This window comes from Paenibacillus hodogayensis (assembly GCF_039536325.1).
Classification (GTDB): domain Bacteria; phylum Bacillota; class Bacilli; order Paenibacillales; family NBRC-103111; genus Paenibacillus_AB; species Paenibacillus_AB hodogayensis.
In genome coordinates, this window is sequence record NZ_BAAAYO010000012.1 from 105,720 (window position 1) to 124,511 (window position 18,792).

The following is an 18,792-nucleotide window of genomic DNA, read 5'->3' on the forward strand; positions in this document are numbered from 1 at the left end:
GCGCCGCTCTCGCGGGAACGGCGCAGGACTTGGGGCGGCGCCACCGGGACGGGCTTCGGGCTTCGTTAATGAAGCAAATGCCGGCGGAATGACGCAGACGTATGCCGGTCCTCGCGGTCGCATTCCACGCGCAAGGCGCATTTGCCGCATACTTCCTCCCGGCTGGCGGGAGCAGAGTCCGCCTTCGACGCATACGGGATATAATCGCGCAGCAAGCTTACATAGTCGGCCGCTTTCGCCAGATCCTCCGGTTGGGGCCGGAAGACGTAGCGGTTGCCGCTTAGCACACCGAACAGCTCGATCCGCCCGGGCAATGCGCCGAACGCCTCGCTGCAAAACAGGACAGCCAGATGACGGAACCCTGCGATAACCGCCGGATCGTCGTCGACGACATATTTTTGCAAAACAAAAGGCTCCGCCGGATCGTCTCCGGGTCGATGGAGCATTTGCACGATAAAAGAAACGTCGGCAGCGACCGCCGGAATATGGCAGCGGAACGATTCGAACAGCACGATCGGTACGATATCCCGTCCCTCCTCGAGGAAGCGGATGAGATTGTCGATCGTTCTGCTGCGTATAAACCAATAGTGGTCCGGCGACTCGAATTTGTACGCCTTATTGCTCCATCTTCTGTCCGCTGAATGCCGGATCATGCGTTGCGTCCGATACTCCGGCAAGGAGCTGAAGTAGTCGTTGACGATATGGCTGGCCGAATATTGCACGATTTGCCTCCAGCCGATGTCAGCCGCCGTCCGGGCGGAGAGCTCCGTCTTGCGCGCCGGCATCCGGAACGGACAGCGGAGCAGCTCTTCCAGCCTATAATCTTCGATGAGACGTATCCCCGTTCTGACCGCTCCGCTCTTCGCTTCCGGCGCCCTCGCAATCATTTCACGCCTGTGGCGGCCGCCGCCACCTGCCTGCCCAGCTCCCGGCAAGCTTCCTTTTCCTCCGAGGTCGGGCCCAGCTCGACCTTTAAAGGCGGAGCGATTCGGACCGTGTCCATCTCCTCCAGCTTCTCTACAAGCAGATCGACCGCTTTGCCGAATTCCGGATACGAGGAGTCCGCGGAGCCGAAGACGGCGGAATATTTGCCGGAGAGATCCAGATCGTCGAGTTCGTCATAAAAATCGAGAAATTCGTCCGGCAGCTCGCCGTCTCCCCACGTATAAGCGCCGAGCACGAATGCGTCGTATTGCGTCAATTCCGATGCGTTGGCATCGAGCACGTTTTTCAGGACAACCTCCGCCCCTGCTTCGCGAATTCCTTCCGCGACCGCATCGGCCATATCTTCCGTATTGCCCGTCATGCTTGCAAAAACGACAATGACTTTCATGAATCTTGTCCTCCCCAAGTTATATTATCCCAACCGAAGCCTTACCCTTGTCTGCCCGCACCTCGAGCGTACAAGACGACAAGTGCGATATTGACCAGCAGCAAAATAACCGCCGTTGCCAGCAAAAAACTCACGTCAACCCCTCCTTCCGTCCTTCGCGCACAGCTCGGGCAGCAAAATATCTTCTTCTTGCTTCAGCACCGTGTCATAGCAGGAGCATTCGTAGCGAATGATGCCCGAAGCGGGCAAATTGGCAATAATCGCTCCGTACCAGTCGATATGTACGCGTTCAAACTGTTCTCCCGTCAGCTCCCACCGGGTCGTGACGATATATTCCTCGTACTGCTCAGGACTTCGGGCCGAAAGCACCTCAATCGAGGTCCATTTGCGAATGCCGAACCGCGGCTTGAACGCCTCGATTCCGCTCAGCATGCTTTTGCCGCAGCCATGCCTCAGACACAGCCGCTGTACGACGACAATCACGCCGATCCCTCCTCCTCATATGGATTCGATGCCCCGGAACAGCGTAGCCATCACTAGCGTTTCCCCATCCCAGTCGGCATCAGCCACAGGGAAGCCGAGTCTGACCGGAAGCAGCGCGACGCTGTCGCGGAACATCCCGAGCCGGAACAGTCCTTTATCGGTACAGGCGTATACATCCCGGCCTTTGGAAATCAGGCTGACGATAAAAATACCGGGGAGCCTGAACGTGTCAAACCCTCCTCGCCGATTGCCTACGATAAGCTGACCGCAACCTCCCGATCCGACAAGCCGGCCCCGGTATACCGCCACGCTCGTTACGGCGTCCGCAAGGACGAATTCCATCCATTCGCCGGTCAGCCGATCGTAGAGAGCCATGCCGTTATCGCGGCCGGCTACGATGAATTGGGGCAAATAAAGCAGGTCGTAGATGATCGAATCGGGATACGCCCAGTTCAGCCAGCCGTCTTCCGTCCGGCACCAGATGCCGTAATGGGTAGCGGCCAGCATCCGCCCGCCGCCTCCTTCCAGAAAGCCGTAAGCGGGGACGGCTACGTCGGTTGCCTCCCAACGATCTCTGTTATATACGTACAGTCCTTTGCTCGTGCATGCCGTAAGCACGCCACGGTTCACCGACAGCCGGTTGACGGTGGCGCCTTCGGGCCACTCCCGCTCCAGCGCCTCCCATTCTCCGTTCGGGTCGATGCGGTATACGCCTTGACCGAGCGAAGAGGCGTATAGAGCGGCATCGGGCGCGACCGCTACGGACGATACATGAGGAAACTTATCGTTCCAAGCGCGGGGTATGGCATGGCGCGGCATCGGACAGCGCTCCCTTCACTATATTGATAACAATTCTCATTATATTGATAATGATTATCAGTGTCAAGAACAAAAAAACCAGCCCTTTCGGACCGGCTTCGACGTGCCTCTTTCAAATTGCGCGATTAATCCTTAACCAGCGATAAAAACTCCGAACGCAGCGCGGAATCGGTGGCGAATTGCCCCCGTACGGCGGACGTCACCGTCTTGCTGCCCGGCTTCTTGACTCCGCGGGAGCACATGCATAGATGCTCGCCCTCCACGATGACCATGACGCCATGAGGCTTCAACACTTCGACGAGAATATTGGCGATATCCGACGTAATGCGCTCCTGTACCTGAAGCCGCCGCGTTACCGCCTCGACGAGCCGGGCAAACTTGCTCAAGCCGGCAATTTTGCCGCTGGGCAAATAGCCGACATGAATTTTACCGAAGAAGGGCGCCATATGATGCTCGCATTGGCTATAATACACAATGTCCTTAATAATGACGAGTTCCTCGTGCTTCTCATCGAACGTGACGCCGAGCACCTCGCGGGGGTCTATGGAATAGCCCGCGAATATTTCCTCGTACATCCGGGTAACCCGGGCCGGCGTCTCGAGCAGCCCTTCCCGCTCGACATCCTCACCGATCAGGCGCAAAATCTCGCGAACATGCTCTTCGATGCGTTCCCGGTTGCGATCCACATGATCGTTACGATAATCTTTCACTCCAGCCATTGGTTTCCCTCCTCCTCGCCTTGCGCGGGAGATGCAGCGTCTCTTATTTCCACTTCTGGTTTTTCATCATACTCTGCATTTGCTGCATCTGTTTCTTGTTTAGGTTATAGCCCATCTTCTTAGCCATTTGCTGCAGCATCTCCGGATTCGACTGCATCGCTTCCATCTGCCTGCGCAAGTAGTACACGCCGATAAAAAAACCGCCCACCAGACCGGCGATCAATGTCACAATGGGAATAATCCAAGCCCACATTCCGATTCACCCCAACATATGTTTCTATTATCTGTCGAAACCCCTTCATCATAGCATGAGACCGGACCGACTTCAAATCGCTTTTGGCTAACTTAACACGCTCTCTACAAATACGGTCGTATGCTTGGCCAGATCGATCTCCTTGACCTCGATTTCCTCTCCGACCTGCCGCACGACGCGGACGACAGGGCGCCCCGGAAGCCCGCGGTGCTGGCCGACCACGACGCCGGTTTCCTTCGTGGAAAGCCGCACGGACGTGCCTGTCGGGTAGATGGAGACGGTACGAAGGAAATGAATCAAGACGTCGCGGCTGAGCGCCGTTCCCGCCATCGCCATCATATGCTCGCAAGCTTCATGCGGCAGCATCCTTTTGCCTCGGTCCGACAAATTGTTAAGCAAATTGTCGAACATGTTGGCTACGGCCACAATCTGTGCATAAATGTGAATCTGATCCCCCATCAGCTTGCGAGGAAAGCCTTCGCCGTTCGGCGCTTCATGATGCTGCAGCGCCACATGGGCAATCAGCAGATTGAACTCCTGCTTCTGCTTGAGCAGTTCGAAGCCTCTCCACGTATGGTGGCGCCTCGGGTCCTCCGACTCGTCGTCGACCAGCCGCTCCACCTTGCCCACATCGTGCAGCAAAGCTCCGATAGCCAGCTCTTTCAGATGGGCCGGGCTCAAATTCATGTTCAATCCAATCATCGTCGACATCGTGCAGACGTTCAGCGCATGCACATAAGCTTCGTTATCCTTGGTCCGGATATCCGACAGTTGGATCAGCACTTCGCGGTTGCGGGTCACATCCTCCAGCAAAGCGTCGATGCTAAGGCTCACCGAGCGCGTATCGAACGCCTTGCCGGATTTGACCGTATCGAACGTTTCCAGCATCTGCTTCATGACCTGACGCTTCGTCTCGTCGGACAGCACCTCGGGAATTTCCACGTCCGCCAAGGTCGGGTCCTTGATATACAGCATCGTCGCCCCGATCCGGTTCAGCGTATTAATCATATACACGGTCAGTTGAACGCCCTCGGACAACAAAACCGTTCCGTTGCTGGCAAATATCGCTTTGCCCAAAAATTGTCCGGATTCCACCTGATCGATGTTCACGTATTTCAAACGAGGAACGCCCCCTACTTCTACAGCGTATCAATGTTGCCGATGCCGGTTCGTACCCGTCTTGCCTTCCTGCTCGTCCGCCGTCAAGGCCGCCTCCGCAAGGCCGATCCGTTCAATCACTTGGGCATCGGTCTCCCGGCCTGCCGCAACGCGCAAAGCTTCCCGCGCTTCCTCTCCGCCGATCCTTCCGAGCGCCCACGCCGCCGTGCCGCGCAGGACCGGCCGTTCGTCGGTCAGCAGCACTTCCCGGAGATGGGTCACGGCCGACTTGTCGCGAAAATTGCCGAGCGCGATAACCGCGTTGCGCTGAATCGGCTTCTTGCCCCTCCATGACGCCGCCGTGTCTCCGTAATCTTCGCGAAACTGCCGGTTCGACAGCGTCAAGAGCGGCTTGAGCAGCGGCTTCACCTTCTCCGGATCGGGCTGGAGATCGGGCTGGTGGGTCCAGTTTTTCCCTTTGTTCACCGGACAGACGATCTGACACGTATCGCAGCCGTAGAGACGATTGCCGATCTTGCGCATGAACTCGTCCGACACAAAATCTTTCGTCTGCGTCACGAACGAGATGCACCGGCTCGAATTCAGCTGCCCCGGCCCGACCAGCGCTTCTGTGGGACAAGCGTCGATGCAGATCGTGCAGTCGCCGCATTGATCGGTAATCGGCTGGTCGGGAGGAAACGGAATGTTTGTGACCATTTCGCCGAGGTATACCCACGAACCGAATTCCGGCGTAATGATCGCGCAATTTTTACCGCTCCAGCCGATACCGGCCCGCTGGGCGACGGCGCGGTCGGACAGCGCTCCGGTATCGACCATGCTTTCGATGCGCGCGTCCGGCACCCGTTCGCGGATGAACGCCTCCAACGCGGCCATTCTTTTGCGCAGGACGCGGTGGTAATCCTCGCCCCACGACGACCGGGAAATGATGCCCCGATACGCCCCGGGCTCCGACTTGGGGGGATCGATAAGCTTGGATGGATAGGCGATCGCGATAGAGACGAGCGATTGGGGTCGCTCCAGACTGAGGGCAGGATCGGTCCGTTTGTCGAGATCCGGCTCCTCGAAGCCGGATTCGAAGCCGCGCTCCCGGTGCCGCAGCAGCATCTGCTTCAACTCGACGAACGGCTCCGCGGACGCGAAGCCGATCTTGTCGATGCCAAGCTCGTCCAATGCCCCGCGAATTTCCTCCTTCAGCATCGCCCAACGCTTCTCCGTCACCCGCTCCGTCGTAACGCTCATGCCTTTCACCTCAAGTCAGGCGCTTAATCGCTTCCCGAGCCAATAAATCGCAATGATTGTTGAACTCGTTGTCGCTATGTCCTTTAACTTTAATATACTCCACCTTGTGCGTTTCCATAAGCTGGAGCAGCCGTTTCCACAGGTCCTGATTTTCCACGGGCTGCCCTTTGCTGTTTTTCCAGCCGTTTTTCAGCCAGCCCTTGAACCAGCCTTTCTGAAAGCAGTTCACCAGGTAGGCCGAATCGCTGTACAGCTTGATGGCGCACGATTCCTTGAGCACGCCGATCGATTCGATCGCGGCCAGCAGCTCCATCCGGTTATTCGTCGTATGCTTCTCGCCCCCGGACATTTCCTTGCGGTTGCCGGCATAGAACAAAATCGCGCCCCAGCCCCCCGGTCCGGGGTTGCCGGAGCACGCTCCATCCGTATAGATCTCCACTTCCTTCACTTACAGTCCTCCCACTTGGTGAATCGGCCACAGGATGAAGTCCGCCCTGCCCTGAATCGCTTTCTCGCTTACGGTGCCGAAGATGCGGCTGTCCTTGCTGGCCCCTTGATGACGGTTATCTCCCATGACGAAGTATTTCCCTTCCTCCACGATCACCTGGGCGCGGTCGCCATCCTCGATCTTGATATCGGTGTACGTTTCCGTTACCGTTTCCCCGTTCACATACAGCTTGCCCCCGCGAATTTCCACCTTGTCCCCGGGAATGGCGACGACCCGCTTCACCAAATACTGGCGGTCGACCGACTGCATGTCCGGGTCTTTCAAAATAACAACGTCCCCCCGATCCGGGTGCCCGATCAGGAATGCGAATTTATTGACGAACAGCCACTCCTTCTCCCGCAGCGTCGGCTCCATCGAATGTCCTTTGACCGTGGACAGATTGAAGACGAACATGTTCAGCAAAATCACGATGACGAGCGCAACCGCAATCGATTTCGTCCAATCCCACAGCTCCGCGGCCAAGCTTCGCTCCGGCGCCTGGCCGGTCGCCGCCACCGTTTGCTGCACCGCATCGCGGCCGTCCTGGCTTTCGTAAGCGTCCATCTCATCCCTCCGGCCCTTCGTTTTTCCACAGCTCGTAATACGCGAGCGCTTGCTCGTTGCGAAACGGAGGTCCTCCCCGCTTCAGCCGTCCAAGCACGGCATCCAGCCCGCGCTTCACTTTGCGCTCCACCATGTCCGAATAGTGGTAATTGTGCTTGTGCAGCTCATACTCTTCCTGGTCCACCACCTGGGTATAGCCGTCAGGCGTGCGAATGACGTCCAGGTCGTAATCGATGTAAGTAATGACTCCGCTGTTTACATAAGGGGGAGAAGCAATATTGCAATAATAACGAATGCCTTGATCCTCGAGCAAAGAAACGACATTAAACCATTGCCCGGGTATAAAAAAGGTGACGGACGGGATTTTGCTTGTCCATTCTTTGCCGTCGCGTTCCCGGATCGGCGTCTGGCTGTTGATCAGCACGATCATCGACTCGGCTTGGTGCTCGGGAACGAGCAGCGACTCCGGAACCCGCCAGTTTTCAAGCCACATTCGATGAAGATGGCCGTCGTGTTTGAAACTCTTGATACGATAAGGGGTGAATGAGTTCATACGCAAGCCCTTTCTGGCATCTCGTGTCTATTATATAAGAAAAACCAGCAATACAAAAGCATACCTCTACGCCGACTGCTCATGGCTTCAAGATATGCCCTTCATAAGGATCGATCCGATTCTGCCTGCTTTAAAAAAGGTCTAGCGTCCGTTCACGATGCGCAGATGGCGGAACGACCGGGAAAAATTGTTGTCGGTATAGCCGACCGCTTCGTACACGGGAAGAATCGGCTCGTTATGCACGTCCACAGTCACCAAAATCTTGCTTACCTTACGCTGGATGAATTTCTGCTTCAAGCCCGTAATCAACGCTCTGCCGATCCCTTTGCGCTGGAATTGAGGGGCAACCGCTATGCGGTAGTAATATCCCTGATTGCGCTGATCGATCGTCCCGATAATAATACCGGCGATTTCTTCGTTTACGACGGAGACGAGAACGAGCTCCGCATCAAGCGTCAACTGCTTAGCGAACGCCTCGATCGTCTCCTCGTAACAGGCTTCGGACAGCACTTCGCTGAAAAGATTCGCAATCGACGCATAATCGGACAAATGAAAGGGCCGAACGAACATCTTGGTCTCTCCCCGTTTTGTTAATTTATCGATCTTGTTTTTGATATAAAGGTACAAATACGACAAAAATCGAGGAAATCCTGCTAAAGTCTTAATAAAAGCTTAAAAAGTTTAACTATTTTCGTCAAATTGGGTGAAAACGCTTAACCGATCCCGTTTTCCGTACATGTTCTGCGGTTGGGAACGAATGGCTCAATCGCCTGTCCCGCACCAGCTTAGAAAGCTTCGATCGTTACGCCGGACAAGCCCGCCTATACGGGCCCCGGTTCCACCCTATACTCTATGAGCCCGATACGCATAAGATGTTAAAAAACAAGCATACTGATGAAGGCTGGTTTACAATAAAGCAAAAAGGAACTTTTCAAACATAAGTATTGCACATGTTGATTTATTCACGAAAATGAGGGATAATAGACATGTACAAATCCATTATTTAGGGAGGCATTTTCCTTATGGCACATCAATTGCCGGCATTGGCTTACGCCAACAACGCCCTGGAGCCCCACATCGACGCGCAAACGATGGAAATCCATCACGACCGTCACCACAATACTTACGTTACGAACCTGAACGCCGCTCTCGACAAGCACCCGGAGCTTCACGACAAATCGCTCGAAGCTTTGATCGCCGATCTGAACGCCGTTCCTGAAGATATCCGTACCGCTGTCCGCAACAACGGCGGCGGCCATGCCAACCACTCCCTGTTCTGGTCGACGATCGCCCCGAACGCGGGCGGCCAACCGACCGGCGCTCTGGCAGCGGCGATCGACAGCGAGCTGGGCGGCTTCGATGCGTTCAAGCAAGCTTTCGCAGCTGCGGCTACGACCCGTTTCGGCAGCGGCTGGGCTTGGCTCGCCGTAACGAAAGACGGCAAGCTGAAAGTATACAGCCTGCCTAACCAAGACAGCCCGATCTTCGAAGGCGACACGCCGATCCTCGGTCTGGACGTATGGGAGCACGCTTACTACCTGAAATATCAAAACAAACGCCCGGATTACATCGGCGCTTTCTGGAACGTCGTGGACTGGAATGCCGTAGGCAAACTGTACGACGCTGCCAAGTAATCCGCCCGCAGCGCAAGAAATCCCCATCCGCCCTTCACCTAAAGTGAAGACGGATGGGGATTTTTTTCGTCTCGCCGGGAGAACATCGGATCGCGCATGAATCGCCTGACGCGCGAATACAATGTAGCGAAATCCGACGATTCCCGGAAAGGACGGTCATGACTATGTCGAAATCTAATCGCGGCAAAGCGCTGTGGAAGCTCCCTTCCCGCGGCAAAGGAACGTGCCCGGTATGCGGTACGACCCGCATCAAGCTGTTGTATACCCGCACGCTGGAGGACGGCGCCAAAGCAAAAGTATGCAAACGGTGCCGCGCGGCATAACACCTGCGACCGGGCTTATCCGTCGTTCCCGCCCTCGTCTGCGGTCCGGAAAGCCGAATGCCCCGTACACCGTCGGCTCCTAAACCGCAGGCGCGGCCCTTTACAACTTGCCGACCTGCTTCAATATTTTCACGAATACGTTGGGCAAAGCATAACGCTTCAACTCCCGCTCGCCGAACCAGCAGAATACGCCGCCATCATTCCGTTCGGTCTCGGGCGGGCCGGATTCGTCCGGGGCGAATAACGCTTGTCCGTCCGCGAATTCGACAAACCGGCAGCGATACACCCTCAACTTCCATTGAATATGGCTGAACGTATGCTCCGCATCCATCATCGGCCCGATCGGCTCCACCGTCAACCCGAACTCGTCCTGCAGCTTTTCGCGAAGAAAGCGCATCGCGGCTTCGTCCGAGCCGGCCGCCCCCTCTTCCTGGAGCATGTCCGGGAGTTGAACATGGGGCAGCTCCCACATGCGCGCAAGCAGCCCCTCCTTCGGACGCTGACGAATCAGCACCCGGCCCGCCTCGGCGCCGACGCCCTCGATATAAGCAACCGCCCGCGCTTCCGGACGCGGCGGCTTGGCCTTCGTCTTGACCGGCAGTTCGTCGGCCACGCCTTCCAATCTTCCCGCGCACATCTCCATAACCGGACAAGTCAGGCAATGCGGCGACTTCGGCGTACATACGGTTGCCCCGAGCTCCATCAGCGCCTGATTGAAATCGCCGGCTCTTCCTTCCGGAATAAGCTCGACGGCCAATTTCTCGATGCCGATACGGGTCGAAGGCTTGGCAATATCGTCGTGCAGCAGAAAATACCGCGAAAGCACGCGCATGACGTTGCCGTCGACGGCTGGCTCCGGTTTGTTGTAGGCGATGCTCAGCACGGCCCCCGCCGTGTAAGGCCCTACTCCTTTTAAGGAAGAGATCTCCTCCTTGGCGTCTGGAACCCGACCTCCGTAGCTTTCCTTGACTTCACGGACTGCGGCCTGCAAATTGCGGGCGCGGGAATAGTAGCCGAGCCCTTCCCACGCCTTCAGCACCTGCTCCTCGGGAGCGTCCGCCAATGCCTCGACGGTCGGGAACTGCTCCACAAACCGGTGGAAGTAAGGAATAACCGTCTCCACCCGGGTCTGCTGCAGCATCACTTCGGATATCCATATATAATAAGGATTGCGGCTGCGCCGCCAGGGCAGATCGCGTTTGTGCACGTCGTACCATTTCAACAATTCGGCGGAAAAATGCGTTTTTGCCTGAGTCGCTTCCAAATTCACCGTTCTCCCTTTCATGCTGTCATCTCATGTTCGATTTCTGCTATGATGTAGTTGTTTGCAAGCCTGCGCTTGCCGGAGGCGAAAGGAGCGTTGCGCCGATATGCTCACTACGGGTGAAATCGCCGCCCAATTGAACAAGCTTGTCTTCTCCATCCTGCTGACCGGCCACCGCAAAAACGAGCCGGCCTGGCTTCAGCCGCTGCGGACGGTCCGTCACCATTCCTTCTGGCTGATCGTCCGGGGAAAAGGAACGTTCACGATCAACGGCACGATGTATCCGGCCGAGCCCGGCAAGCTGTTCGTCTTCATCCCGGGCATGCTGGTGGAGCGGCGCAGCGACGCCGATCAGCCGTTTGAATATTACTTTTTACGTTTTCATTATACGGAAACTTACGAAGAGAAGGAACAATGGATTTGCCGGAGCCCGGCCGAGAGCCCTTTCCCGCTGCAAGGGATGTATTCGCTGCAAAATACGCCGCAGTTCATCTACTGGATGGAACAGCTGTTCATTTTGTGGCAGCGTCGCGGGCACATCACGGCAATGCGGCGCAAAATCCTGCTCCAGGAATTTTGGCTGGCGCTGCTTCAGGACTTCCGCGCCCAAAGAAGAGCGGGAGACACTACCGCCTCGATCGAGCTTACCCAGGACTATATGGTTCAGCATTATCAGGAGCAGTTGACGCTGGAATCGCTCGCTCAGCTGGCAGGCTTGAGCGTGAGCCACTATTCGCGCCTGTTCAAGAAGGTGATCGGCTACAGCCCGATCGATTACTTGACCCATTTGCGCATGGACCGCGCCAAGGAGCTGCTCGTCCTGTCCGACTACAGGCTGAAATCGATCGCCCAGAGCGTGGGGTACCACGACGAATTTTATTTCAGCCGCATGTTCAAAAAGATCGTCGGTCTGTCCCCTCGCGACTATGTGAAGCGTCACCGGGCGGAGCCGATACGGTAACCGGCCCGTTCTCCGAAAGGCTCGGGCCCGTTATGGGATTTCCATTCGTCACGCTCGGGGTGTACAATGGCAAATAGGGCTTCGCTTTCCATTCGCATGTCCAACGATCGGACGAGCTGCGCGTGAGTCGAGGACGAGGCTTGTACCACATGGACTTCGCAGGGCGGGGAAAGAAGCTAGCGACGATTCGGGGAGGAACCGCATGAACCTCAATGCCGGAAAGCCTTATTGGGCGATTCCTTATTTATATATTTGGGGCATTCAATGGATGGCCTCTTCACTGTTATATTATTGGTGGATGCTCGATCCGGCGGGGACGATCCGCGCGGTTTTGCCGTGGGTAGCGCTGGCGCTAAGCGCGGCCGTTGCATTCGCGCGCCGTCGGAACAAGCCGCAGGGCGCGCCGGCAGGCGGGTCTGCGCCGACTTGGCGGAACGTCGCGATAGCGGGGCTCTGCGCAGCGGTGGTATTGGCACTGTTTCTTGCCGTTCTGCTGTACGCGGGGGTTAACGCAAGCCCGCTGCTGTACGCCGAGCTGTTTCGCGCCTTCGCGTTAGCTGCCTTCTACGCTTATACGGGATGGCGCTTCGGACGCGAGCTTGTTTTTCTCGGCATATGGCTGATCGCTCTGCTTGTTGTCGTAGCCGGCTGGTACGCCGGATACGCCCCGATTGTGCTCGGCGTGTCCGAAGGAGCCAGCCTGATCGCCTGTGCCTTTATATTGCAGCTATGGCGCAAAACCGCCGGAACCCTATCGCTAACAGCCGGAAGCCCAGGGGCCGGCCGGAATTGACGCGCAGACTGCCGGGCTGCCGTACGGCGGCTGTATCCCGGCGGCTCCGTTCCATAATCCGACCGCCAAACCGGCCAAGCAAACCGCGCCCGGGGCGGTCGTTTCCCGTACCATCGCCAATCCAAACCGCTTCATGACATCCCTCCACGGGTTTGCTATACTTACGAACATACCCCCAAACGGCATTTGAACGTACCGAATTCCCGAAAACAGTCGCCCAGAACGTCCGGTTCCGCTCTCGCCGCCTATCAGAAAAAAGCAAGAGAGGTGTCTGTCCGTGCAATGGATCGCCATCATTCCGTATTTGTTCATCGGAGTAGGCCTATTGAATCTGTTTTTCCCGAGAACGGCATGGTTTTGGAATATAGGCTGGCAGTTCAGAAACGCCGAGCCTAGCGACGCCGCCGTCATGATGGGCAGGATTGGGGGCCTCCTGGCTATCGGTATCGGCGTGTTCCTGCTTGTGGCCGGCGTGTAGGTTTGGCCCCGCGTTAGCGGCGCTTCAGCCGATCCGACGAGAACTATCGTCCTCAAGACCGACCCGACTAACGTCCGTGGCTCTGCGGTGTCGTCCATCCTTTCACCCTACCCGACTTGCTCTTGTAAAGGTGCGTTGCCCCGGTAAGGTTACTACAAATCGCGAATATCCAGCACGCTGCCAGACGGATGGGAATCGTCGAACAGAACCCGAAGCAGCTTGTTCGCCGTCTCATCCGCCCCGGTCAGGGAGCCTGAATCCTTCAGCTCGACGAACCGCTGGTGATCACGGAACAGCTCGGGGCTCGTCTTGCGAATGTCCCGCTGCATATCCGTGTCGACCACTCCAGGCGCGACGGACAAGATGCGTATACCGTCCGTTTCGTGCCGCTGCTCTTCGCCTACGCAACGGGTGAACATGTCGAGTCCAGCCTTGGAGGCGCAATAAGCGCTCCAGCCCGAATAAGCCTTCCTTCCGGCTCCCGAGGAGATGTTCAACACGCGTCGATCGGCCTTCCAGTCCGCCGTCAGTCGCAAAAAGGCGGCCGTCAGCACGACCGGCGCGATCAGATTGACGCTCACATTGCGGGCCAGATCCATACCTGCAGCGACGGCAGCCGGTGCGATCGGCTCCACCATTCCGGCATTATTAATCAGACAAATCGTGTCCGCTTCGCCCGGTTCCACGCCGGCCAGAGCTTTCTCCATCATCTCGTCCAAGGCGGACGCATCGCCCACATCGCCGCTGATCCATTCCAGACCGGCCCCTTTGAGGGCAGCCTCCTCCATTAACGATCCCGCGCCGCTGCGCGCTATTCCGACCAACCGGTGCCCGGGTTCCATCAGTTGACGGAGCATTGCCTGCCCCAGTCCTTTCGAAGCTCCCGTTACGATAAACAGCTTCATTCTTCCGCCTCCATCCTCTTATTCGGTTCTTGTCTATGTATAAGCGCCCCCAACCGGCGTTTCGTGCGTGCCAACCCGGGGCCAGGACCGACATTCTGCCACCGATGCTATCAAATTCCCGCTTTCAAGGCAACTTTTAATGAGAGTATGCCCGTTCTCCTGTCCGAAAAGCTGAAAACAAACGGCAAACAAGCTGTAACACAATTGAAATATCCGTTTCAGCTTTCTTTAAGGGTACTGACCTATACTTCTAAGTAACCCCCTTTTTTCATATAGAATGGATAGATCCGCGGCCCGTTGCTTGCGGATCTCTTTTTTTTGCCGTTCTTTCCGCGAAAAAAGGAACAAATGTTCGCGAGTTATGGTACAATAGCAACACAGGCCGGAAGGCTTGGCCGACTATTCATCCGGGAGAACACCATGCTGCAAAAAACGCATAGCGCGGCCGGACTTGTGGCCGCCGAAGTCGTCATCGTTCAACAACAAATCCCGTTTTTGTCCTGGGAGGCCGGAGGGGCTATCCTGCTGGGATGTCTGGCCGGAACGCTGGCCGACGTGGACAAGCCGGGCTCGACGATGGCTAAAGTTTTGTTTCCGTTGTCTGCGCTCCTTCGTCTACTCGGCGTGAAGCACCGGACAATGACACATTCGCTGCTGTTCATCGCGGCGATCGGCTTGGCGGCGTCGCCGCTGCCGCACCTCTATTTTCTCGTGCTGATTGCCGCTTATGCGTCCCATCCCCTTATCGATCTGTTTAATGAGAACGGAGTCCAGCTGTTTTGGCCGCTAAAGGGGAAAATTCGCCTACTGCCGAAATTCCTTGCGGTCGGCACCGGTTCGCCGCTGGAAACGGCCGTTCGTTGGGTACTCCTCGGCTGGAGCCTATGGATTCCGTTCTCGACGATTCGGTTTTGAGCGCAGGCTCCATTTCGCGCCTTGCCCCGATTTCTTACCGTCTTTGACCGATTTGATAGGAGCTTGAGGTGGCGAGGTGCGCTTTCGTTTTCCGCATTTCTTGAGCGCAGAGCTAGACAAAGGCAGCCCTTCGGCTATCGCGGAGGGGCTGCCTGTTTGGCGCGAATCGATGTTCGGGCCGCATATGGCCCGCCTCTATAGCAGCAATAACGTAATCGCAAGCAGATCGAACAGCGCCAACGTTTGCACCGCTCCCGCTCCACCACCGTAAAAGCCCGGCCCCGGTCCGAAGCCCGCTCCCGGATACGGAAAAAAGCCTCTCGTTGTAGCGCCGGTACCTCCTTGCGGCTGCAAATAAACATGCTCCGCATCAACATGAACGATATGGCCGTCGTAAATATGACCGCTTTTCGTCTGTAAGCGGACAGGCCGGTTCATATACAGCTTGCAGATGCAATACGCATCTTCCTTCAGCATCGGGTCGTCCTCCTCCGTATTCCTGCCGCCGTCCGCCGTGTAGGCGGATGCGGGTCCACGATAGTATACGGGACGAACGCCCTCTCCGCTTGGGCGCTTGTCGGAGAAACGAGCCCATTTCGAATCCAGCTCCGTCGATAAAATGTCGGGCAATGTTCATGTATCGGCGCCCCTGGCGGACGAACCCAACGGCCGAGTTGTGCTAAGATGAGCTTATTGAGCATGGAAGCTTAACGAGCGAAGAGGAGGAGCACAATGAGACGATATGTCGGGAAATCGGCGGCGACCGGGGCTATACTGCTCTCGCTGACGGCGTTTGCTTTGACCGGATGCGGGGCGGATAGCGGAAAAAGCCCGCAAGCGGCGGGCGGCGATGCGGAGACGATTTACAAAAAACAATGCCTCTCCTGCCATGGCGATCAGCTGCAGGGACGCATCGGCCCGAGCACAAACCTGACCAAAGTCGGCGGCAAGCTGGATCGCGAGCAGATCGTCGCGCAAATTTCCAAGGGCGGCAACGGCATGCCCGGCTTCAAAGGAAAGCTCAACGAGACCGAGATCGGCACGCTGGCAGACTGGCTGGCGGCAAAAAAGTGACCCCGTCTGGCGGGAGATATCGTTAACAGGGCCGTCTTTGCGGCCCTGTTTTGTTTGGCGTTAAAAATTTATGACATAAATAATCGGTTTCTGTCCCGCTCGGATGGGCGCCTCTTGTTAATGCTATTAAGAGTATTATCCTCCCCGTTCTTGAGCAATCTCGCGGATATAATGATCTTTCGAACACTAGGGAGCGCCGACTGCCCGAGAAACACGCCATTTTCGGGTGGGAGCCCCTGGTTAATGCTAGTAAGAGCATTATCCTCCCCGCTCGAGAGCAATTTCGCGGATATAATGATCTTTCGCACACTAGGGAGCGCCGACTGCCCGAGAAACACGCCATTTTCGGGTGGGCGCCTCTTGTTAATGCTAGTAAGAGCATTATCCTCCCCGTTCTTGAGCAATCTCGCGGATATAATGATCTTTCGAACACTAGGGAGCGCCGACTGCCCGAGAAACACGCCATTTTCGGGTGGGAGCCCCTGGTTAATGCTAGTAAGAGCATTATCCTCCCCACTCGAGAGCAATTTCGCGGATATAATGCTCTTTCGCACACTAGGGAGCGCCGACTGCCCGAGAAACACGCCATTTTCGGGTGGGAGCCCCTGGTTAATGCTAGTAAGAGCATTATCCTCCCCACTCGAGAGCAACTTCGCGGATATAACGCTCTTTCGCACACTAGGGAGCGTCAACACTAGGGAGCGCCGACTGCCCGAGCTCCGACTGCCAGGGAAATCACGCTACTTTCGGATCGGCCAGCAACACCTCATTACGCCCCAGTTGCCTCCCGACAGGCTCGTCCACGGAGGTCGACGCAAAGGGTTCCGCGCGCTCCCTCTCCTGCACTCTGCACTCGCTCACTCTGTGATCGCTCAGTCTGTCTCCGCCACCGCGTAAGCACCGGCGGTAGTGGCCGAATGGGTGATGCTCAGATGGATGCGGAGCGGCCGCTCCTTGCCGAGACGCGCCCAAGCCGCATCGGCGATCGTACATTCCGGCTTGCCGCAGCTACCCGGCAGGACGCAGATGTCCTGAAAGCCGACTTCGCGGCCTATGCCGCAGCCGAGCGCCTTCACGACCGCCTCCTTGGCGGCAAACCGTCCGGCGACGAATTCGGCGAGCCGTCCGGCCCGACGCAACGCCAGCTCGCGCTCCCGCGGCGTCAGCACCCGCTCCACGAACCGCTCCCCGTGGGGCTGCGCCAGCAGCCTTTTCACCCGGTCGATGTCCAGCAAATCGATTCCGACTCCTGCTATCATGCCACCTGCCCCTTTCTTACGCTCGCTAGCGGCGCTTACGTTTTCATGTCCAATGAGCTATATTATATGTTATCGCAGGGAACGGCGTCCAATCTCGCACGCCTCCCTTCAGTCCGTAATCCCAATACGCACGCCGACAAGGAGGAACGACATGGATCAAGCGACCAAGCGCGAGCTGCTGGACAAGGACCGGCAGCGGGTATGGCACCCGTTCACCCAGATGAAGGACTACGCCAGGCAAGATCACTTGCTGATCGAAAAAGCCGAGGGCATCTTCCTGTACGACGCCGACGGCAACCGCTATTACGACACCGTATCGTCGTGGTGGGTCAACGTGCACGGCCACGGTCATCCGCGCATCAAACAGGCGATCATCCGTCAACTGGAAGAAACGGACCATATTATGTTCAGCGGCTTTACGCACCGGCCGGGGATCGAGTTGGCGGACAAGTTGCTCGCCATAGCGCCGCCCGGGCTCGGTAAAACCTTTTATTCGGACAACGGCTCTACGGCGGTAGAAGTCGCGCTGAAAATGTCCTTCCAATATTGGCGCCACGTCGGCCGACCATCCAAAACGAAGTTCGCCTATTTGGCGAACAGCTATCACGGAGATACGCTCGGAGCGGTCAGCGTCGGCGGCGTCGACCTGTTCCACGCCACGTTCCGGCCTTTGCTGTTCGACGGCTACCGGCTGCCCTCGCCCCTGGTCGGCGAATGGTCTGGCGGACGCCCGACGCCCGAGGCGGCCGAAACAAGCGTGGCGAAGGCGCTCGAAGCGGTGAAGCAACTGTTCGAGACGTCGGCCGGGGAGATCGCCGGCTTGATCGTCGAACCGATGATCCAGGCTGCCGGCGGCATGCTGATGCACCCCGCCGCTTATATCGCCGGCCTGCGCGAGCTATGCAGCCGGTACGACGTTCACCTGATCGCCGACGAGGTGGCCGTCGGCTTCGGACGCACGGGCACGATGTTCGCGTGCGAGCATGCGCACGTCACGCCGGATCTGCTATGCCTGTCCAAGGGTCTGACAGCGGGCATGATGCCGCTTGCCGCGACGCTTTGCACGGACGCCATTTACGAGGCGTTTTACGACGATTACGAAACGCAGAAGACGTTTTTCCATGGCCATAGCTTTACCGGCAATCCGCTTGCTTGCGCCGTTGCGCTGGAAAGCTTGCGCATCTTCGAGGAGGAGGGTGTGCTGGACAACGTCCGGGCTGCGTCCGACGCGCTGCGCGGTCATCTTCCCGGCTTGGAAACGTTCCGCCACGTTGCTAACATGCGTCATCTCGGGCTCGTGGCGGCTTTCGATCTGTACGCGGATGCAGCGTCACAAACTCCGTACCCGCCTAGCGAACGGAGAGGCTACCAAGTGTATCTCGAAGCGCTGAAGGAAGGGCTTATCCTGCGCCCGCTCGGCGATACGATTTATTACTGGCTTCCGCATTGCACGACAGTCGCACAGCTTGAAGATATCGTCAGCCGGACAAGCAGCGTGCTGGAGCGGCTCGGCTACCGGTAACGCCCCGACCGACGACAAAAAAGCACGGCAGTCGTCAGACTGTCCGTGCTGCGGTGCGGCTGCTGTCAGACTGTCCATGCTGATGCGCGGTTATC

At 57.2% G+C, this 18,792-nt stretch carries 24 protein-coding genes; 8 read left to right on the forward strand and 16 right to left on the reverse strand.

Annotation, left to right across the window (positions count from 1 at the left end; translation table 11 throughout):
* Nucleotides 1-65: 65 nt before the first annotated feature.
* The 12 genes from ABD796_RS25580 to ABD796_RS25635 all read right to left on the reverse strand — a co-directional run bounded on the left by ABD796_RS25580 (nt 66) and on the right by ABD796_RS25635 (nt 8,139).
* On the reverse strand, nt 66-935 hold the full coding sequence (locus tag ABD796_RS25580; protein WP_344913346.1) for a hypothetical protein: 870 nt from the start codon (nt 933-935) through the stop codon (nt 66-68).
* The gene (locus ABD796_RS25585; protein WP_344913348.1) at nt 884-1,333 is read right to left on the reverse strand and encodes a flavodoxin; all 450 of its coding nucleotides are present in this window, start codon (nt 1,331-1,333) and stop codon (nt 884-886) included. The genes ABD796_RS25580 and ABD796_RS25585 overlap by 52 nt, the downstream gene beginning before the upstream one ends.
* 135 nt (nt 1,334-1,468) lie before the next feature.
* On the reverse strand, nt 1,469-1,816 hold the full coding sequence (locus ABD796_RS25590; RefSeq protein WP_344913350.1) for a hypothetical protein: 348 nt from the start codon (nt 1,814-1,816) through the stop codon (nt 1,469-1,471).
* Between the two features lie 15 nt (nt 1,817-1,831).
* Complete coding sequence (locus tag ABD796_RS25595; protein WP_344913352.1) at nt 1,832-2,635, reverse strand: hypothetical protein; 804 nt, start codon at nt 2,633-2,635, stop codon at nt 1,832-1,834.
* Nucleotides 2,636-2,760: 125 nt separating this feature from the next.
* Nucleotides 2,761-3,354, reverse strand: a complete 594-nt coding sequence (folE, locus tag ABD796_RS25600; protein WP_344913354.1) for a GTP cyclohydrolase I FolE — start codon at nt 3,352-3,354, stop codon at nt 2,761-2,763.
* 43 nt (nt 3,355-3,397) lie between these two features.
* The gene (locus tag ABD796_RS25605; protein ID WP_344913356.1) at nt 3,398-3,607 is read right to left on the reverse strand and encodes a YneF family protein; all 210 of its coding nucleotides are present in this window, start codon (nt 3,605-3,607) and stop codon (nt 3,398-3,400) included.
* A gap of 87 nt (nt 3,608-3,694) precedes the next feature.
* The gene (locus ABD796_RS25610) at nt 3,695-4,726 is read right to left on the reverse strand and encodes an HD-GYP domain-containing protein (protein ID WP_344913358.1); all 1,032 of its coding nucleotides are present in this window, start codon (nt 4,724-4,726) and stop codon (nt 3,695-3,697) included.
* Nucleotides 4,727-4,756: 30 nt separating this feature from the next.
* Nucleotides 4,757-5,965: a tRNA epoxyqueuosine(34) reductase QueG gene (gene queG / locus ABD796_RS25615; RefSeq protein ID WP_344913360.1), complete on the reverse strand. Its 1,209-nt coding sequence runs from the start codon at nt 5,963-5,965 to the stop codon at nt 4,757-4,759.
* Nucleotides 5,966-5,975: 10 nt separating this feature from the next.
* Complete coding sequence (gene rnhA, locus ABD796_RS25620) at nt 5,976-6,413, reverse strand: ribonuclease HI (RefSeq protein ID WP_344913362.1); 438 nt, start codon at nt 6,411-6,413, stop codon at nt 5,976-5,978.
* Nucleotides 6,414-7,016, reverse strand: coding sequence for a signal peptidase I (lepB, locus tag ABD796_RS25625; RefSeq protein ID WP_344913365.1), 603 nt, complete (start codon nt 7,014-7,016; stop codon nt 6,414-6,416). It abuts the gene before it with no gap.
* A gap of 1 nt (nt 7,017) precedes the next feature.
* Nucleotides 7,018-7,569, reverse strand: coding sequence for a DUF402 domain-containing protein (locus ABD796_RS25630; protein ID WP_344913367.1), 552 nt, complete (start codon nt 7,567-7,569; stop codon nt 7,018-7,020).
* Between the two features lie 141 nt (nt 7,570-7,710).
* Complete coding sequence (locus tag ABD796_RS25635; RefSeq protein WP_344913369.1) at nt 7,711-8,139, reverse strand: GNAT family N-acetyltransferase; 429 nt, start codon at nt 8,137-8,139, stop codon at nt 7,711-7,713.
* Nucleotides 8,140-8,591: 452 nt separating this feature from the next.
* Between ABD796_RS25635 and ABD796_RS25640 the strand changes: the two genes are divergently transcribed.
* Both ABD796_RS25640 and ABD796_RS25645 read left to right on the forward strand, forming a co-directional pair.
* The gene (locus ABD796_RS25640; RefSeq protein WP_344913371.1) at nt 8,592-9,203 is read left to right on the forward strand and encodes a superoxide dismutase; all 612 of its coding nucleotides are present in this window, start codon (nt 8,592-8,594) and stop codon (nt 9,201-9,203) included.
* 164 nt (nt 9,204-9,367) lie between these two features.
* Entirely contained in the window at nt 9,368-9,526 is a 159-nt protein-coding gene (locus ABD796_RS25645; protein ID WP_344913372.1) for a hypothetical protein, read from the forward strand.
* 100 nt (nt 9,527-9,626) lie between these two features.
* Here the strand turns inward: ABD796_RS25645 and mutY are convergent, their stop codons facing one another.
* The gene (mutY, locus tag ABD796_RS25650) at nt 9,627-10,811 is read right to left on the reverse strand and encodes an A/G-specific adenine glycosylase (RefSeq protein WP_344913374.1); all 1,185 of its coding nucleotides are present in this window, start codon (nt 10,809-10,811) and stop codon (nt 9,627-9,629) included.
* An 85-nt stretch (nt 10,812-10,896) separates the two neighbouring features.
* Here mutY and ABD796_RS25655 point away from each other — a divergent pair, with 85 nt between their 5' ends.
* From ABD796_RS25655 to ABD796_RS25665, 3 genes are all read left to right on the forward strand, one after another.
* Nucleotides 10,897-11,751, forward strand: coding sequence for an AraC family transcriptional regulator (locus ABD796_RS25655; protein ID WP_344913376.1), 855 nt, complete (start codon nt 10,897-10,899; stop codon nt 11,749-11,751).
* A 202-nt stretch (nt 11,752-11,953) separates the two neighbouring features.
* Complete coding sequence (locus tag ABD796_RS25660) at nt 11,954-12,544, forward strand: hypothetical protein (protein WP_344913378.1); 591 nt, start codon at nt 11,954-11,956, stop codon at nt 12,542-12,544.
* 277 nt (nt 12,545-12,821) lie between these two features.
* Nucleotides 12,822-13,022 carry a DUF6199 family natural product biosynthesis protein gene (locus tag ABD796_RS25665; RefSeq protein WP_344913380.1) on the forward strand — a complete coding sequence of 67 codons (201 nt, stop codon included), beginning with the start codon at nt 12,822-12,824 and terminating at the stop codon, nt 13,020-13,022.
* Between the two features lie 152 nt (nt 13,023-13,174).
* Here ABD796_RS25665 and ABD796_RS25670 read toward each other — a convergent pair whose 3' ends face one another.
* Nucleotides 13,175-13,927 carry a (S)-benzoin forming benzil reductase gene (locus tag ABD796_RS25670; protein ID WP_344913382.1) on the reverse strand — a complete coding sequence of 251 codons (753 nt, stop codon included), beginning with the start codon at nt 13,925-13,927 and terminating at the stop codon, nt 13,175-13,177.
* 420 nt (nt 13,928-14,347) lie between these two features.
* Here ABD796_RS25670 and ABD796_RS25675 point away from each other — a divergent pair, with 420 nt between their 5' ends.
* Entirely contained in the window at nt 14,348-14,842 is a 495-nt protein-coding gene (locus ABD796_RS25675) for a metal-dependent hydrolase (protein WP_344913384.1), read from the forward strand.
* A 195-nt stretch (nt 14,843-15,037) separates the two neighbouring features.
* Here ABD796_RS25675 and ABD796_RS25680 read toward each other — a convergent pair whose 3' ends face one another.
* On the reverse strand, nt 15,038-15,319 hold the full coding sequence (locus ABD796_RS25680; protein WP_344913386.1) for a hypothetical protein: 282 nt from the start codon (nt 15,317-15,319) through the stop codon (nt 15,038-15,040).
* Between the two features lie 255 nt (nt 15,320-15,574).
* On the opposite strand from ABD796_RS25680, the gene ABD796_RS25685 reads away from it, so the two are divergent.
* Complete coding sequence (locus ABD796_RS25685) at nt 15,575-15,916, forward strand: c-type cytochrome (RefSeq protein ID WP_344913389.1); 342 nt, start codon at nt 15,575-15,577, stop codon at nt 15,914-15,916.
* Nucleotides 15,917-16,788: 872 nt separating this feature from the next.
* Here the strand turns inward: ABD796_RS25685 and acpS are convergent.
* Nucleotides 16,789-17,175 carry a holo-ACP synthase gene (gene acpS / locus ABD796_RS25690; protein ID WP_344913391.1) on the reverse strand — a complete coding sequence of 129 codons (387 nt, stop codon included), beginning with the start codon at nt 17,173-17,175 and terminating at the stop codon, nt 16,789-16,791.
* 151 nt (nt 17,176-17,326) lie between these two features.
* On the opposite strand from acpS, the gene bioA reads away from it, so the two are divergent.
* On the forward strand, nt 17,327-18,697 hold the full coding sequence (bioA, locus tag ABD796_RS25695) for an adenosylmethionine--8-amino-7-oxononanoate transaminase (protein ID WP_344913393.1): 1,371 nt from the start codon (nt 17,327-17,329) through the stop codon (nt 18,695-18,697).
* The last annotated feature ends 95 nt before the right edge of the window (nt 18,698-18,792 follow it).

What these genes read in the sequence shown, in the direction of transcription:
- ABD796_RS25675 (WP_344913384.1), top strand. Translation starts at nt 14,348, where the DNA reads ATGCTGCAAAAAACGCATAGCGCGGCCGGACTTGTGGCCGCCGAAGTC.
- ABD796_RS25680 (WP_344913386.1), bottom strand. Translation starts at nt 15,319, where the DNA reads ATGCTGAAGGAAGATGCGTATTGCATCTGCAAGCTGTATATGAACCGG.
- ABD796_RS25685 (WP_344913389.1), top strand. Translation starts at nt 15,575, where the DNA reads ATGAGACGATATGTCGGGAAATCGGCGGCGACCGGGGCTATACTGCTC.
- ABD796_RS25585 (WP_344913348.1), bottom strand. Translation starts at nt 1,333, where the DNA reads ATGAAAGTCATTGTCGTTTTTGCAAGCATGACGGGCAATACGGAAGAT.
- lepB (WP_344913365.1), bottom strand. Translation starts at nt 7,016, where the DNA reads ATGGACGCTTACGAAAGCCAGGACGGCCGCGATGCGGTGCAGCAAACG.
- ABD796_RS25630 (WP_344913367.1), bottom strand. Translation starts at nt 7,569, where the DNA reads ATGAACTCATTCACCCCTTATCGTATCAAGAGTTTCAAACACGACGGC.
- queG (WP_344913360.1), bottom strand. Translation starts at nt 5,965, where the DNA reads ATGAGCGTTACGACGGAGCGGGTGACGGAGAAGCGTTGGGCGATGCTG.
- ABD796_RS25605 (WP_344913356.1), bottom strand. Translation starts at nt 3,607, where the DNA reads ATGTGGGCTTGGATTATTCCCATTGTGACATTGATCGCCGGTCTGGTG.
- ABD796_RS25660 (WP_344913378.1), top strand. Translation starts at nt 11,954, where the DNA reads ATGAACCTCAATGCCGGAAAGCCTTATTGGGCGATTCCTTATTTATAT.
- ABD796_RS25645 (WP_344913372.1), top strand. Translation starts at nt 9,368, where the DNA reads ATGTCGAAATCTAATCGCGGCAAAGCGCTGTGGAAGCTCCCTTCCCGC.
- ABD796_RS25640 (WP_344913371.1), top strand. Translation starts at nt 8,592, where the DNA reads ATGGCACATCAATTGCCGGCATTGGCTTACGCCAACAACGCCCTGGAG.
- ABD796_RS25655 (WP_344913376.1), top strand. Translation starts at nt 10,897, where the DNA reads ATGCTCACTACGGGTGAAATCGCCGCCCAATTGAACAAGCTTGTCTTC.
- ABD796_RS25670 (WP_344913382.1), bottom strand. Translation starts at nt 13,927, where the DNA reads ATGAAGCTGTTTATCGTAACGGGAGCTTCGAAAGGACTGGGGCAGGCA.
- ABD796_RS25635 (WP_344913369.1), bottom strand. Translation starts at nt 8,139, where the DNA reads ATGTTCGTTCGGCCCTTTCATTTGTCCGATTATGCGTCGATTGCGAAT.
- acpS (WP_344913391.1), bottom strand. Translation starts at nt 17,175, where the DNA reads ATGATAGCAGGAGTCGGAATCGATTTGCTGGACATCGACCGGGTGAAA.
- ABD796_RS25595 (WP_344913352.1), bottom strand. Translation starts at nt 2,635, where the DNA reads ATGCCGCGCCATGCCATACCCCGCGCTTGGAACGATAAGTTTCCTCAT.
- bioA (WP_344913393.1), top strand. Translation starts at nt 17,327, where the DNA reads ATGGATCAAGCGACCAAGCGCGAGCTGCTGGACAAGGACCGGCAGCGG.
- folE (WP_344913354.1), bottom strand. Translation starts at nt 3,354, where the DNA reads ATGGCTGGAGTGAAAGATTATCGTAACGATCATGTGGATCGCAACCGG.
- mutY (WP_344913374.1), bottom strand. Translation starts at nt 10,811, where the DNA reads ATGAAAGGGAGAACGGTGAATTTGGAAGCGACTCAGGCAAAAACGCAT.